The organism is Duganella sp. FT27W (assembly GCF_009295655.1).
GTDB lineage: Bacteria > Pseudomonadota > Gammaproteobacteria > Burkholderiales > Burkholderiaceae_D > Rugamonas > Rugamonas zoogloeoides.
Genome location: NZ_WHIV01000001.1, coordinates 986,072 through 999,692, shown reverse-complemented (window position 1 = coordinate 999,692; position 13,621 = coordinate 986,072). Strand labels below are relative to the sequence as shown.

Genomic DNA, 13,621 nt, shown 5'->3' with positions numbered 1-13,621 from the left:
TCTATCGTTGGTACTGGTTCACTGCCCGGTTGTGGTCGGTGAGGTTGTCTGAGAATTTGCTGGTGCCATTGCCGCGCGCGACGAAATACAGGGCGGCGGTTTTGGCAGGCGCCATCGCTGCGGCCAGCGATTCCACTCCCGGCAGCGAGATCGGCGTGGGCGGCAGGCCGGTGCGGGTGTAGGTGTTGAACGGCGTATCGGTCTCCAAATCGCGCTTGCGGATATTGCCCTCGAACTTGAGGCCCATGCCGTAGATCACGGTCGGGTCGGTCTGCAGCATCATGCCCAGGCGCAGGCGGTTGACGAACACGGCGGCGATCATGTTGCGCTCGGACTTTTGCCCGGTTTCCTTTTCCACGATCGAGGCCATGGTCAAGGCCTCGTATGGCGTCTTGTACGGCAAGCCCGCTTCGCGTTTGGCCCAGGCCGCCTCCAGGCGCTTGATCATCATCGCGTGGGCCTGGCGATAGATCTGCAATTCGCTCGAACCCTTGGCGAACAAATAGGTATCGGGGAAGAACAGGCCCTCCGGGCGCTCGTACTCGGAGCCGATGGCTTTCATCAGCTCGGTGTCGCTGAGGGTGATGGTGTCGTGCTTGAGGCCCGGGTGGGCGTCGATTGCCGCGCGCATCTGGCGGAAGCTCCAGCCTTCGATGATGGTCAATTGCTCCTGCGCGAATTCGCCGCGCACCAGCTGCTCGATCAGCCGCGCCGGCGTGGTACCCGGCTTCAGTTCGTACGAGCCGGCCTTGATGCGGCTGCTCTTGCCGGTGCTGCGCGCCAGCAGGTTGAACAGCAGCGGCTGGATCGGCACGCCGGCCTCGGCGATTTGCTGGCCGACCGCGTGGGCGCCGCTGCCGGGCACGATGGTGAAGGCGATCGGTTCGGCGGCGCCGGTGAGGATAGGCGCTTGCTGCCAGTACATGAAGTAACCGCCGACCGCGAGCGCGACAAGAATGCAGAGTGTGATTATTTTTTTAATAAAAGCCATTTCTACGCCATATTTGAATCAATCGACCAGCTTGCCACTTCCGGAGGCGATGCGCCAGTATTACGGACGCTTTTGCACCGTTGCCGACGCGATCGACGGGACATCACTATAATGAGCCCGTAATGATAATGCGTAATCGTCACCTACATCGTCACATACGTCGCTAAATATTGGAAATTATGTCATCCTGGACCGAACTGTTATCTGCCGCCGCGCCGGCTAGCCCGCTGACCACCGCCGCGCTTGCCGCCGGCTTTGTCGCACCGATCACCGACCAGGGCCTGATCGCCCTCGATGGTGAAGAGTCGGCGAAGTTCCTGCATAGCCAACTGACCAACGATGTCGAGCACCTCGGCGCCGACGACGTGCGCCTGGCCGGCTACTGCTCGCCCAAGGGCCGCCTGCTGGCCTCGTTCCTGATGTGGCGCAGCGCCACCACCATCTTCTTGCAACTGCCGCGCGAAATCCAGGCGCCGGTGCAAAAGCGCCTGTCGATGTTCGTGCTGCGCGCCAAAACCAAGCTCACTGACGCCACCGAACTGCCGGGCATGGAGGTGGTGCTGGGCTTTGGCGGCGACAAGGCCGAAGTCGTGCTGCAAAACTGGTTCGACACCCTGCCCGCCAAACCGTTCACTCGCGTCGAGCATCCGCTGGGCACGCTGCTGCGCGTGGCCGACGCCTTCGGTGCGGCGCGCTACCAGTGGCTGATGTCGGCGGCAACTGCCGATACCATCGCCGCCGAACTGGCCAGCAAGCTGGCCGTGGGCGGCGCCCAGGCCTGGCGCCTGGCCGAAATCCACTCGGGCGTGCCGCAGATCGACAAGGCCACGCAGGAACAGTTCGTGCCGCAGATGGTCAATTTCGAATTGCTGGGCGCGGTCAACTTTAAAAAAGGCTGCTACCCGGGCCAGGAAATCGTCGCCCGCAGCCAGTACCTCGGCAAGCTCAAGCGCCGTACCACGCTGGTCAGCATTGCCGATCCGGCCGCAGTGGCCGGCGCCGAAGTCTTTGCCACGGCCGATCCGGAACAGCCTTGCGGCATGATCGTCAACGCCGCACCGAACGGACAAGGCGGCGTCGATGCGCTGGTGGAGATGAAACTGGCCGCAATCGACGCGGCGTCGGTGCGCCTCGGCTCGGCCGCAGGCCCGGCGCTGACCTTCCTGGCGCTGCCGTACGTGCTGGAACCGCTCGACCTCTAGCATGGATCTCTATATTTACTACAAGGTCAGGGATGCCGACGCGGCAGCCCTGCACTCGGCAGTTGCCGCCATGCAGGCGCAACTGGCCGAACAGTTCGCCATTACCAGCGAACTCAAACGCCGTCCGGAAGCGGACGACGACGTGCAAACCTGGATGGAAATCTATCCGGCCGCTCCCGGCAATTTCGCCGGCACGCTGGCCGCAGCAGTGGACCGGGCCGGCCTGTCGCAGTGGATCGTTGGCGCCCGCCACCTCGAAGCGTTCGTGGATGTCGTGCCATGTGCCTGATCGTCTTTGCCTGGAAAGTGTTGCCGACAGTGCCGCTGGTAGCTGCTGCCAACCGTGACGAGTTCTACCAGCGCGCCACCGCGCCGGCCGCGCCGTGGCCCGAGCATCCGCAAGTGTATGCGGGCCGCGACCTGCAGGCGGGCGGCAGCTGGATGGGCATCACCCATCCGGCCGACTGCCCCAACCACCACGGCGGCGCCCGTTTTGCCGCGATTACCAACATCCGCGCCCCCAGCGAGCACCGCGACGACGCGCCGTCACGCGGCCAACTGGTGGCCGACTACCTGGCCGGCTGCATGAGTCCGCAAGAGTACATCGATGACCTGCGCCAGCGGGCTGACCGCTACAACGGCTTCAACCTGGTGATCGGCGACCGCGACACCCTGATCTGGTACTCGAACCGGGGCGACAGCGACCCGCGCAACGGCAAGCCGCTCGAACCCGGCGTATACGGCGTCTCGAACGCTCTGCTCGATGCTCCCTGGCCGAAAGTGCTCAGAACCAAGGCTCAGTTCGCCAGCCTGTTGTGCCTGGGCGCACCGGACGATGCCTTCTTCGAAATGCTGTCCGACACCACCCCCGCCCCCGACCAGCGCCTGCCGGAAACCGGCGTGCCGCTAGAAGTGGAACGGGTGCTGTCGTCGGTCAAGATCGAAAGCCCCGGCTACGGAACCCGCACGTCCACCGTCGTCAAGCTCTACGCCGACGCCACTGCGACGTTACAGGAAGAACTGATCCACTAGAACTTGTGGTTCATATTGATGTGGCGGATGCCTGCCTCGAGGAATTCTTCGCCTTCGATGGCAAAGCCGTGGCGCTGGTAGAAGGCGGCAGCATGGGTCTGGGCGCTCAGGGCGACCAGGCTTTCGCCGCGTGCGCGGGCTTGCGCCATCAGGCCTTGCAGCAGCGCGCCGCCCACGCCGGTACCCCGGCCCGACTTGCGCACGGCCATGCGGCCGATGTGCCCATCGGGCAGCAGGCGGCCGGTGCCGATCGGCACGCCGGCAGCGTCGTACGCCACCGCGTGCAGGCACAGCACATCCATATTGTCCATTTCCAGTTCGGCAGGCACACCCTGCTCTTCGACAAAGACTTCGGTGCGTATCAGTTTGGCTTCGGCAGACATGGTGGCCCAGTCGCCGTAGCGGATCGTGTGGTGGACGGTGTCGTTCATGGCTTCGGTTTGCTCAGGAAAAACAATGATTGTCGCACGCAAGGTGCCGTTCGAGGAAGTCCACGCACACACGTACTTTTGCCGAGCTTGCCAGGCGTTGCGGATACACGGCCCACACATTGGCTTCCTGCGTATAACCGGGCAGTATTTGCACCAGTTCGCCCCGGTCGAGGTGCGGTTGCGCGTCCCACAGCGAACGCAGCACGATGCCGGCGCCAGCCACCGCCCACTGCAGCGCAATCTCGCCGTGGTTGGTCGAGAGCGGTCCGGTCACTTTCACCACCACGTCCTCGCCCGCGCCATGGCGCAGCTTCCACACGCCAAACGGCAGGTCGCGCTCCTTGATCGGCAGGCAATCGTGGCCCGACAACTCTGCCACCGCACGCGGCGTGCCGCGCCGGTCCAGGTAGGCCGGCGCCGCGCACAGGATGCGGTGATTGCTCATCAACTTGCGGGCGATCAGGTTCGGCTCGATGTCCTCGCCTACCCGGATGTCAAGGTCGAAGCCCTCGGCCACGATATCGACCAGCCGGTCGAGCACTTCGAAGCGCACTTGCAGCGCCGGGTGAGCAGCCACCAGTTGCGCGATGGCCGGGGCCACCACGTTGCGTCCAAAGCCGAAGCTGCTGCTGACCCGCAACTGGCCGCGCGGCACGCCCTGCCGTTCGGCCACTTCGTCGAACAGGCTGTCCAGGCTGGACAGGATCGTCAGCGCCCGTGCATACACCTGCTCGCCATCGGCGCTGACCACCACCCGCCGCGTGCTACGGTGAAACAGGCGTACCCCCAACGCTGTCTCCAGCACGGCAATGCGCTTGCTCACATACGCGGGCGACATGCCCAGCTCGGCTGCGGCGCCAGCAAAGCTGGCCTTGCGTACCACGGCAGCGAAGACGCGCAGGTCGCTGTTCTCGATATCCTTATTCATGCTCATTATTCACAATTCGTGATCCATGCATTTACAAACAGCACCATTCTAAACGCAATGGAATCACGCTATGCTGTTTTGCAACACACAGGAGATTGCCATGCACACCCATAAAATCGCAGTTATCGCCGGCGACGGCATCGGCAAGGAAGTCATGCCCGAAGGCATACGCGTGGTGGACGCCGCCGCCCGCCGCTTCAACATCGGCATCGAATGGACCACCTTCGAATGGGCCAGCTGCGACTACTACGCTCGGCACGGCAAGATGATGCCGGACGACTGGTTCGAGCAACTGAAGGGCTTTGACGCCATTTTCTTTGGCGCGGTCGGCTGGCCGGAACTGGTGCCCGATCACATTTCGCTGTGGGGTTCGCTGCTGAAATTCCGCCGCCAGTTCGACCAGTATGTGAACCTGCGCCCGGTGCGGCTGATGCCCGGCGTGCCTTGCCCGCTGGCCAACAAGCAGCCCGGCGACATCGATTTTTATATTGTCCGTGAAAACACCGAGGGTGAATATTCATCGATCGGCGGCAAGATGTTCGAGGGCACCGACCGTGAATTCGTGCTGCAAGAGTCGATCTTTACCCGCACCGGCGTGGACCGGGTGCTGAAGTATGCGTTCGAACTGGCGCAGTCGCGGCCGAAAAAACACCTGACGTCGGCCACCAAGTCGAACGGCATCTCGATCAGCATGCCGTACTGGGACGAGCGCTTCGCGCTGATGGGCAAGGATTACGCGGATGTACGCTGCGACCAGTACCACATCGACATCCTGGCCGCCCGCTTCGTGCTCTCGCCCGAACGCTTCGACGTGGTGGTGGCGTCCAACCTGTTCGGCGATATCCTGTCGGACCTGGGACCGGCGTGCACGGGCACCATCGGCATCGCACCGTCCGCCAACCTGAATCCCGACCGCACCTGGCCGTCGCTGTTCGAACCGGTGCATGGCTCGGCGCCCGACATCTACGGCAAAAACATCGCCAACCCGGTGGCCATGATCTGGTCCGGCGCCATGATGCTGGACTTTTTGGGCCAGGGCGACGCCAACTACCGGGCCGCGCACGATGCGATACTGGCCGCGATCGAAAGCACCATCGCCGGCGCCGCCAGAACGCCTGACCTCGGTGGCACAGCCAGCACGACTGAGGCGGGGATGGCGATTGCGGCGTTGTTGAATTAATCGTTGATTCGCACGGCGCTGCGTCATCAACGGAACACTGTTACGCTGGCGCACGTCGCGCCCCGGAACACGTGGCAACAGAGTGGCAATGCGCACCGCTGGCGTGGCCGCCTAAAGTGCACGTTGGAGTGCGCGTAGGCCGGCGCCGCCGTCAGGCACGCCGCCAGGCAATCAGGCCACCGTGATTCCGCTACCGTTGCCAGAGAAGCGTTTTGGAAGACGCGTCCAACAACGCCCTCCAGTGGACCACGGTCCGGGTTTACTTGGCAGCAGTAATCACACCACAAGCCAGCCGGCCACCGGCATTGCCGGTCGGCTGGGTTTTCAGGTCGTCGGGCGCAGTGTGCACGATCACGCCACGGTTGAGAGCGTTGACCGGGCTGCCTTCGGTCAGCGTCAGCTGCGACAGCGGCACCTTGACGTCGAGCGTGGCTACACCCTTGGCATCGGCAGTGATATTGCCAAAGTCGCCGCTGTGCTTGCTGGCGTGAGACGGATCGCCGTGCGGTGCGCTGGTGGGATTGAAATGGCCGCCGGCGCTGCTGCCGTCCGGCGCCGAGCAATCGCCTTTTTCGTGGATGTGGAACCCGTGCAGGCCGGGCGTCAGGCCTTCGACCTTGGCCTTGACGTGCACGCCGTCGGCGGTTTGTTCGAACGTGACCAGGCCGGACGTCTTGCTGTTGGCGGTCGGCGCCAGCTTGGCCTGGGCGGTGACATTAGCTGCTGAGGCGGTCTGAATGGCGGCCAGCGCCAGGATGCAGCTCAAGCTTAGTGCGGCTGTTTTCATTGTGTGGTTCCTTGTAGACGTGATCGAACAAAATGCGCCACCGGTTTGCGGCGGCACAACGCGTTCAAATCATATCAACTTTACCAATTGCTTGCCAAAATTGAACCCCTGCAGTAAACCGATGAACGCCTCGGGCGCAGCGGCGATGCCCTGCGTCACGGTTTCACGGTATTTGACCTGACCCGATGCCACCAGTTCCGCCAACTCCGTCAACCCCTGGTCCCACAATTCCATGTGCTCGGTGACAATAAAGCCCTGCACTGTCAGGCGGTTGATCAGCAGCAGGCGGGCATTGTGCAACGCCATGTCGGCGCCGCCGAAGCCGCCGATCAGGCCGCACAACGCTACCCGGCCGAACGCACTGGTGCGCGCCAGAGCAGCGTCCAGCATGACGCCACCGACGTTCTCGAAAATGCCATTGACGCCATCGGACGTGGCGGCGGCCAGGTCGGCCTCGAGCTTGCCGCCCTTGTAATCGATGCAGGCATCGAAGCCGAGCTCATCGATCACGTATCGGCATTTGGCGGGTCCGCCGGCAATACCCACCACGCGGCAGCCTTGCAAGCGCGCCAGTTGTCCCACCACGCTGCCCACTGCGCCGCTGGCAGCGGAGACCACGATGGTTTCGCCCGCCCTGGGCTTGATGATGCGGTTCAGTCCGTACCAGGCGGCCATGCCGGGCATGCCCACCGCGCCCAGGTAGGCCGATAAAGGCAATTTGTCCGCATCGACCTTGCGCAACTGGGCGCCATCGGTCACCGCCAGCTCGGTCCAGCCCAGCACGCCAACCACCGCATCGCCGACAGCAAAACCGGCATGGCGCGAGGCGACCACCTCACCGACGGTGCCGCCGATCATGGTCTGGTCCAGCGCCTGGGAGGCAGCGTAACTCCTGGCTGCGCTCATGCGGCCGCGCATATACGGGTCGAGCGACAGGTAATGGTTGCGCACCAGCAGCTCGCCATCCTGCAAGACGGGCGTGGCCACCGTTTCGAGCCGGAAATTGTCCGGCGTGACGGCGCCGCGCGGCCGGCTGGCCAGCACGATGCGCCGGTAGCTGTCCGGCATCGTCAAACCTCGTAATCCATGCACTGGCGCTCCAGCCGGATGGCGCCGATGAATGGCTTGATGGCAACGTGCTCAGGGTGATCGAGGTAGGCATTCAGCGCATCCTTGCCGGTGAACTCGGAGTACAGCACCACGTCGTAGGTCGCTTCCAGTCCAGGCTGGGCCAGCATGGCCTCGAACTTGACGATGCCGGGTACGATCGTGGCGCAGCCGTCCAGCAAGGCTTTCATCTTGATGGCGTTGGCGGCGCGGTCGGCGCCTTCTGCATGGTCTTTCAGTTTCCACATCACGATGTGTTTCAGCATAGTTTCTCTCCGGGCGAGGCGCCAAATAAAGGGTGGTAAGAATAGCACAATGCAAGCTTTCAACGACAGGTACGTCGGCTCGCCGGTTGTAAGTTTGGTGCAAGGTTCGGCGTTCACACTCGCTGCCAAGCTGTCGATTTGGAAACTGTCGAGCTTGTCTTCTGTTGGTTTGCTCAACCGGTTTTACCAGGTCTGCCGCTTAACACAACACTAAAAAAAGGAGACAAATAATGGCATCATCGTCGGGTACTGCCGATCCGCGCAACCAGTCCAAGGGCGCGCCGATCACACCAGAGGAACGCAAGGTCATCTTCGCTTCATCGCTGGGCACCGTGTTCGAATGGTATGACTTCTATCTGTATGGCGCGCTCGCGCCGATCATCGCCAAGCAGTTCTTCATCGGCGAACCCACCACCACTTTCATTTTCGCCTTGCTGGCATTTGCCGCCGGTTTCATCGTGCGCCCGTTCGGCGCGCTGGTATTCGGCCGACTCGGCGACATGATCGGCCGTAAATACACGTTCCTGGTCACCATCCTGATCATGGGCGCCTCCACCTTCATTGTGGGGCTTCTGCCGGGGTATGCGGCAATCGGCATCGCGGCGCCGATCATCCTGGTGTTCCTGCGCATCCTGCAGGGCCTGGCGCTGGGCGGCGAGTATGGCGGCGCGGCCACCTATGTCGCGGAACATGCGCCGCAGGGCAAGCGCGGCTCGTTTACAGCCTGGATCCAGACCACGGCCACGCTGGGGCTGTTCCTGTCGCTGCTGGTTATCCTGGGCACCCGCACTGCCATTGGCGAGGACGAGTTCCAGGCCTGGGGCTGGCGCGTGCCGTTCCTGGTCTCGATCCTGCTGCTGGGCGTGTCGGTGTGGATCCGCATGTCGATGCACGAGTCGCCGGCGTTTGCCAAGATGAAGGCCGAGGGCAAGACGTCCAAGGCGCCGCTGAGCGAAGCTTTTGGTCAATGGCGCAACCTGAAAGTGGTGATCCTGGCACTGATCGGCCTGACCATGGGCCAGGCGGTGGTGTGGTACACGGGCCAGTTCTATGCGCTGTTCTTCATGACCGAAACGCTCAAGATCGATGGCGCCACCGCCAACATCATGACCGCCACGTCGCTGGCCCTGGCCACGCCGTTCTTCATCATCTTCGGCATGCTGTCGGACAAGATTGGCCGCAAGTGGATCATCCTCGGCGGTTGCATCATTGCGGCGGCCACCTACTTCCCGCTGTTCAAGGCGCTCACCCACTACGGCAATCCGGCGCTGGAAATGGCGCTCAAAAATTCGCCGGTGGTGCTGGTGGCTGACCCCGCCTCGTGCAACTTCCAGTTCAACCCCACCGGCCAGCGCAAGTTCCCGTCGTCGTGCGACATCGCCGCCGGCATCCTGTCGCGCGCCTCGGTGGCGTACACCCATGAAGATGCACCGGCAGGATCGATTGCCAAGGTCAAGATCGGCGACAAGGAAATCACGTCGTTCAACGCCGTCATGACGCCCGATAACCTCAACTTCAGTGCCGAGAGCAAGAAGACCGAGGCCACCCTCAAGAAAGACGTGGTGGATGCGATCAAGCTGGCCGGCTATCCGACCAAGGCCGACGAAGCCCAGATGAACAAGCCGATGGTGGTGCTGATCCTGTTCGTGCTGGTGCTGTACGTGACCATGGTCTATGGGCCGATTGCCGCGATGCTGGTGGAAATGTTCCCCACCCGCATACGCTACACGTCGATGTCGCTGCCGTATCACATCGGCAACGGCTGGTTCGGCGGCCTGCTGCCCACCATCTCGTTCGCGCTGGTGGCGTTCAAGGGAGATATTTATTACGGCCTGTGGTACCCGATCATCATCGCCATCATCACGGTCGTGATCGGCGCCTTGTTTGTCGGCGAGACCAAGGATAACGATATTTACGCCAACGACTGATCGTCCAGGCTGACATCCGGGTGGCCGGTTCCGTGCGAGCGGGGCTGGCCATTTTTTATTGCCGCAAATGGCGTCCGATTGACTTTAGGATCAGGCCTCCGTACGCTGGGTACCTGCCGCACTTAATCAATGGATCAGCATCATGACCTCCAGCACCGACCTGTCGATGACAGTCCAACTACCAGCCGAGCTTGCCGCCCGGCTTGACCAGCTTATCAAGTCCACTGGGCGTGACAAAACCAGCATCACCGTCACCGCGTTGCGCGACTATCTAGACGCCGAAGCGCTGCAAATCCGCGATATCGAGCAGGGCGTGGCAGAGGCCGATCGTGGCGAATTCGCCAGCGAGGGAGAAGTCCATGCCTTCTTCGCGAAATACAGCGGTTAGATGGACCAGGACTGCGCTCGCCAACCTGGTGGCGATCGTGGAGTACATCGAGCAAGACAGCCCCGAACGCGCAAAATCATTCGCGTCGGAAATCCGTGCACAAACCAACAAACTCGCGGACTTTCCCGAACTTGGCCGGCCAGGAAGGGTACCGGGCACGCGCGAATTGGTCGTCCACCCTCACTACATTATTCCCTATCGAGTCCGGGGAAACACCATAGAAATACTGCGCGTCCAACACGTGGCCCGGCGTTGGCCTCGACGTCTGTAAAGAAAAAAAGCCGCCATCGCTGGCGGCTCAAACTCACTTTGTGGACTACTTGCTTGCTTATGCGCTGGCTTGCTTGTTTTTGCGGCGGCGGGCGATGAAGCCTACCAGGCCCAGGCCGCCCAGCATCATGGCGTAGGTTTCCGGTTCCGGTACTGCGGTCACGGCCGACTGGCCGAATTCCACGCGCAGGCCGGTCGGGTTGCCGCTGTTTTGCGCCCAGTTGGTAACCACGAAGTCGAGCTGGTTGACGCCGCTCGTGAAACCGCTGGCTGCGGTGAAGTTGCTCCAGGTGGTGAAGCCGTTGCCACTGGCGATCTCGGTGTTGTTGAGCAAGACCTTGACTGTATTGTCGGACAGCACACGGCCTGCGAACGATGCGGTGGCGGCGTCAAAACCGGTCAGGTCGAACGAGAGTCGATAGGTATAGGTACCGTTATTCCAGGCGTCGTACGACTGGCCCTGGTTGGCCGTTGGCGTGATCCATTTCGAGGTGCTGTCGTTGGCCAGCCAGGTATTCACCGGCCAGGTATTGTCGAGGGTGATGACCGGGACGGTCGAGCCATTCCAGGTATCGCTCACAATGCTGAGCTGGTAGCTGCTGTCGTTAGCGCCGCCAGCGCCGATGCCGGTGTTGTTCAAGCCGGTGATCGACGCGGCGTGCGCGGAAACAAAGGCGGACAGGGAAATTGCGGCTGCGATAATGATGCGCTTCATGATGACCTCTAAAAAGTATATGGTTGTAACGAAGACATCGGTGCGGATGCCGTTCCGTCGTTGCAACTCGAACCGTTTTTTAGGGTATCGATGGCGGGTAGGTAGTGCAATTATAGCGTTGTTTTGAAACAAATGCTCACATGCCATTAAGTTTTCCTTAAGACATGTGAGAATACAACAACATTCGCCATCAGCTGGTGAAGTTGCGCCCCTCCGCAGCCAATGTCACGAGCAATGGCGCAGGCGTCCAGGCCTCGCCGTGACGCCCGGCGGCATAGCGCTCGATGGCAGCCAGCACCCTGGGCAAGCCCACCGTGTCGGCATAGAACATCGGCCCGCCCCGGTACGGCGGGAAGCCGTAACCGGTCAGATATACCATGTCGATATCCGAGGCCCGCAAGGCAATGCCCTCTTCCACGATGCGTGCTCCCTCGTTAACCAGCGCATACACCAGCCGCTCGACGATTTCGTCGTCGCTGATGGCGCGCCGTACCAACCCCATCTGCGCCGAGTACGCATTGACCATGGCGTCCACCTCCGAACTCGGATACGGCGTGCGGTCGCCGGCCCGGTAGTCGTACCAGCCGGCGCCCGTCTTCTGGCCCAGCCGGCCCATCGCGCACAGCAGGTTGGCAGTTTTTGAGTAGGCAAGATCCGGCTGTTCCACCGCGCGGCGCTGGCGGATGGCCAGTCCGATGTCGTTGCCGGCCAGGTCGGCCATGCGGAACGGCCCCATGGCAAAGCCGAACCGCTCGATCGCCGCATCCACCTGCGCCGGCAGGGCGCCCTCTTCCAGCAAAAAGCCGGCCTGGCGGCTGTATTGCTCGATCATGCGGTTGCCGATGAAGCCGTCGCAAACGCGCGCCACCACGCCGGTCTTGCGCAGCTTTTTCGACAGTGCCAGTGCAGTGGCCAGCACGTCGGTGGCAGTGTGTTCGCCCCGCACGATTTCCAGCAACTTCATCACGTGGGCCGGGCTGAAGAAGTGCAAGCCCAGCACATCCTGCGGCCGCGTGGTCACGGCAGCGAGCGCATCGACGTCGAGCGTGGAAGTATTGGTGGCCAGGATGGCGCCTGGCTTCATCACTGCGTCGAGCTCACGGAACACGGCCTGCTTGACGGCCAGATTCTCGAACACGGCTTCGACCACGATATCGGCCTGCGCCAGGTCGGCGTACGCCAGCGTGCCACTGACCAGCGCCAGGCGCTGTTGCAGCTGCTCGGGTTTCAGTTTGCCCTTGGCGACGGCGTTGTCGTACAGCTTGCGCAGCGACGCCAGCCCCTTGTCCAGCGCCGGCTGCGAGGTTTCCAGCACCACCACCGGAATGCCGGCGTTGAGGAAATTCATGGTTATGCCCACGCCCATCATGCCGGCGCCGACCACGGCGGCCGAGGTCATCGCGCGCAAGGGCGTGTCGGCCGGTACATCGGGCACCTTGCCAGCGACGCGCTCGGCAAAGAAAGCGTGGCGCAGCGCCTTCGATTCGGTGCTCTGGATCAGGTGCATGAAACGTTCGCGCTCGAATTTCATGCCGTCATCGAATGGCATGGTGACCGACGCGCCGACCGTGGCAATGCATTCGAGCGGCGCCGGGTAGCCGCGCGCCCTGGCGCGGGCCTGCTCGCGCGCATAGTGCAGAACCGCCTCGGCATGCGGATGGTCAACCGACCGGTCGCGCACCTTGGGCAGAGGCCGGAGATCGGCAATGCCTTCGGCAAAGGCCACCGCCGAGGCGACCAGATCCGCGCCGGGCTCGAATACGCGGTCGAACAGCGGCGTATCGGCCAGCTTTTCCGAGAGCACCGGCTCGCCGGTGACGATCATGGAGAGCGCCTGTTCCAGCCCCAGGACGCGCGGCAGGCGCTGGGTGCCGCCGGCGCCCGGCAGCAAGCCCAGTTTAACCTCGGGCAACGCGATTTTCGCACCCGGCAACGCCACGCGGTAATGGCAACCAAGCGACAGCTCCAGCCCGCCGCCCATGCAAATGGTGTGGATGGCGGCCACGACCGGCTTGGTCGAGCTTTCTGCCGTGGCAATAAAAGTGTGCAGCGACGGCTCGGCCAGCGCCTTGGGAGAATTGAATTCGCGGATATCGGCGCCGCCCGAGAACGCCTTGCCGGCGCCGGTGATGACGATGGCCCTGACGGCGTCATCGGCGAGCGCACGTTCGATGCCGGCCACGGCAGCGGTGCGCGTGGCCAGCCCCATGCCGTTGACCGGCGGGTTGTTCAAAGTGATAACGGCAACGGCGCCGTGAACCTGGTATTCGGCAGTCATGTGTTGTCCCTGGATGGCCTGCTAGGCCCGGATCGTGATCGTACCTGAAAACTTGCCCAAACCGCCACCCGCTTTTGAATGCGGCGATAAAACTTTTACTGCGAGAGAATAATTCAAC

The 13,621-nt window shown here is 62.6% G+C and carries 15 protein-coding genes; 7 read left to right on the top strand and 8 right to left on the bottom strand.

Annotated features, from left to right (window positions below):
- Position 1: 1 nt before the first annotated feature.
- Positions 2-991 carry an endolytic transglycosylase MltG gene (gene mltG / locus F8197_RS04290; RefSeq protein WP_152880217.1) on the bottom strand — a complete coding sequence of 330 codons (990 nt, stop codon included), beginning with the start codon at positions 989-991 and terminating at the stop codon, positions 2-4.
- Positions 992-1,170: 179 nt separating this feature from the next.
- Between mltG and F8197_RS04285 the strand changes: the two genes are divergently transcribed.
- The 3 genes from F8197_RS04285 to F8197_RS04275 are packed head-to-tail and all read left to right on the top strand — an operon-like array spanning position 1,171 to position 3,225.
- Entirely contained in the window at positions 1,171-2,193 is a 1,023-nt protein-coding gene (locus F8197_RS04285; protein ID WP_152880215.1) for a folate-binding protein YgfZ, read from the top strand.
- 1 nt (position 2,194) lies between these two features.
- Entirely contained in the window at positions 2,195-2,482 is a 288-nt protein-coding gene (locus F8197_RS04280) for a DUF4936 family protein (RefSeq protein WP_152880213.1), read from the top strand.
- On the top strand, positions 2,473-3,225 hold the full coding sequence (locus F8197_RS04275) for an NRDE family protein (RefSeq protein WP_152880211.1): 753 nt from the start codon (positions 2,473-2,475) through the stop codon (positions 3,223-3,225). Before F8197_RS04280 ends, F8197_RS04275 begins: the two co-directional genes overlap by 10 nt.
- Here the strand turns inward: F8197_RS04275 and F8197_RS04270 are convergent.
- Both F8197_RS04270 and F8197_RS04265 read right to left on the bottom strand, forming a co-directional pair.
- Positions 3,222-3,656: a GNAT family N-acetyltransferase gene (locus F8197_RS04270; RefSeq protein WP_056145630.1), complete on the bottom strand. Its 435-nt coding sequence runs from the start codon at positions 3,654-3,656 to the stop codon at positions 3,222-3,224. The genes F8197_RS04275 and F8197_RS04270 overlap by 4 nt on opposite strands.
- Positions 3,657-3,669: 13 nt before the next feature.
- A complete protein-coding gene (locus F8197_RS04265) occupies positions 3,670-4,584 on the bottom strand; it encodes a LysR substrate-binding domain-containing protein (RefSeq protein ID WP_193333355.1) in 915 nt (304 codons plus the stop codon).
- A gap of 100 nt (positions 4,585-4,684) precedes the next feature.
- On the opposite strand from F8197_RS04265, the gene F8197_RS04260 reads away from it, so the two are divergent.
- On the top strand, positions 4,685-5,764 hold the full coding sequence (locus F8197_RS04260) for a tartrate dehydrogenase (protein ID WP_152880207.1): 1,080 nt from the start codon (positions 4,685-4,687) through the stop codon (positions 5,762-5,764).
- A 259-nt stretch (positions 5,765-6,023) separates the two neighbouring features.
- Here F8197_RS04260 and F8197_RS04255 read toward each other — a convergent pair whose 3' ends face one another.
- The 3 genes from F8197_RS04255 to F8197_RS04245 all read right to left on the bottom strand — a co-directional run bounded on the left by F8197_RS04255 (position 6,024) and on the right by F8197_RS04245 (position 7,924).
- The gene (locus F8197_RS04255) at positions 6,024-6,551 is read right to left on the bottom strand and encodes a superoxide dismutase family protein (protein ID WP_040377593.1); all 528 of its coding nucleotides are present in this window, start codon (positions 6,549-6,551) and stop codon (positions 6,024-6,026) included.
- A gap of 69 nt (positions 6,552-6,620) precedes the next feature.
- Complete coding sequence (locus tag F8197_RS04250) at positions 6,621-7,619, bottom strand: NADP-dependent oxidoreductase (RefSeq protein ID WP_152880873.1); 999 nt, start codon at positions 7,617-7,619, stop codon at positions 6,621-6,623.
- 2 nt (positions 7,620-7,621) lie between these two features.
- Positions 7,622-7,924, bottom strand: coding sequence for a Dabb family protein (locus F8197_RS04245; protein WP_152880205.1), 303 nt, complete (start codon positions 7,922-7,924; stop codon positions 7,622-7,624).
- A gap of 230 nt (positions 7,925-8,154) precedes the next feature.
- Between F8197_RS04245 and F8197_RS04240 the strand changes: the two genes are divergently transcribed.
- The 3 genes from F8197_RS04240 to F8197_RS04230 all read left to right on the top strand — a co-directional run bounded on the left by F8197_RS04240 (position 8,155) and on the right by F8197_RS04230 (position 10,511).
- Positions 8,155-9,852 carry an MFS transporter gene (locus tag F8197_RS04240; RefSeq protein WP_152880203.1) on the top strand — a complete coding sequence of 566 codons (1,698 nt, stop codon included), beginning with the start codon at positions 8,155-8,157 and terminating at the stop codon, positions 9,850-9,852.
- 142 nt (positions 9,853-9,994) lie between these two features.
- Positions 9,995-10,240: a CopG family ribbon-helix-helix protein gene (locus F8197_RS04235; RefSeq protein ID WP_152880201.1), complete on the top strand. Its 246-nt coding sequence runs from the start codon at positions 9,995-9,997 to the stop codon at positions 10,238-10,240.
- Positions 10,212-10,511 (top strand): type II toxin-antitoxin system RelE/ParE family toxin, encoded by a 300-nt coding sequence (locus tag F8197_RS04230; RefSeq protein ID WP_152880199.1) that lies wholly within the window; start codon positions 10,212-10,214, stop codon positions 10,509-10,511. Before F8197_RS04235 ends, F8197_RS04230 begins: the two co-directional genes overlap by 29 nt.
- A 57-nt stretch (positions 10,512-10,568) precedes the next feature.
- Here the strand turns inward: F8197_RS04230 and F8197_RS04225 are convergent, their stop codons facing one another.
- The gene (locus F8197_RS04225; RefSeq protein WP_152880197.1) at positions 10,569-11,225 is read right to left on the bottom strand and encodes an FxDxF family PEP-CTERM protein; all 657 of its coding nucleotides are present in this window, start codon (positions 11,223-11,225) and stop codon (positions 10,569-10,571) included.
- 190 nt (positions 11,226-11,415) lie between these two features.
- Entirely contained in the window at positions 11,416-13,503 is a 2,088-nt protein-coding gene (locus F8197_RS04220; protein WP_152880196.1) for a 3-hydroxyacyl-CoA dehydrogenase NAD-binding domain-containing protein, read from the bottom strand.
- Between the last annotated feature and the right edge of the window lie 118 nt (positions 13,504-13,621).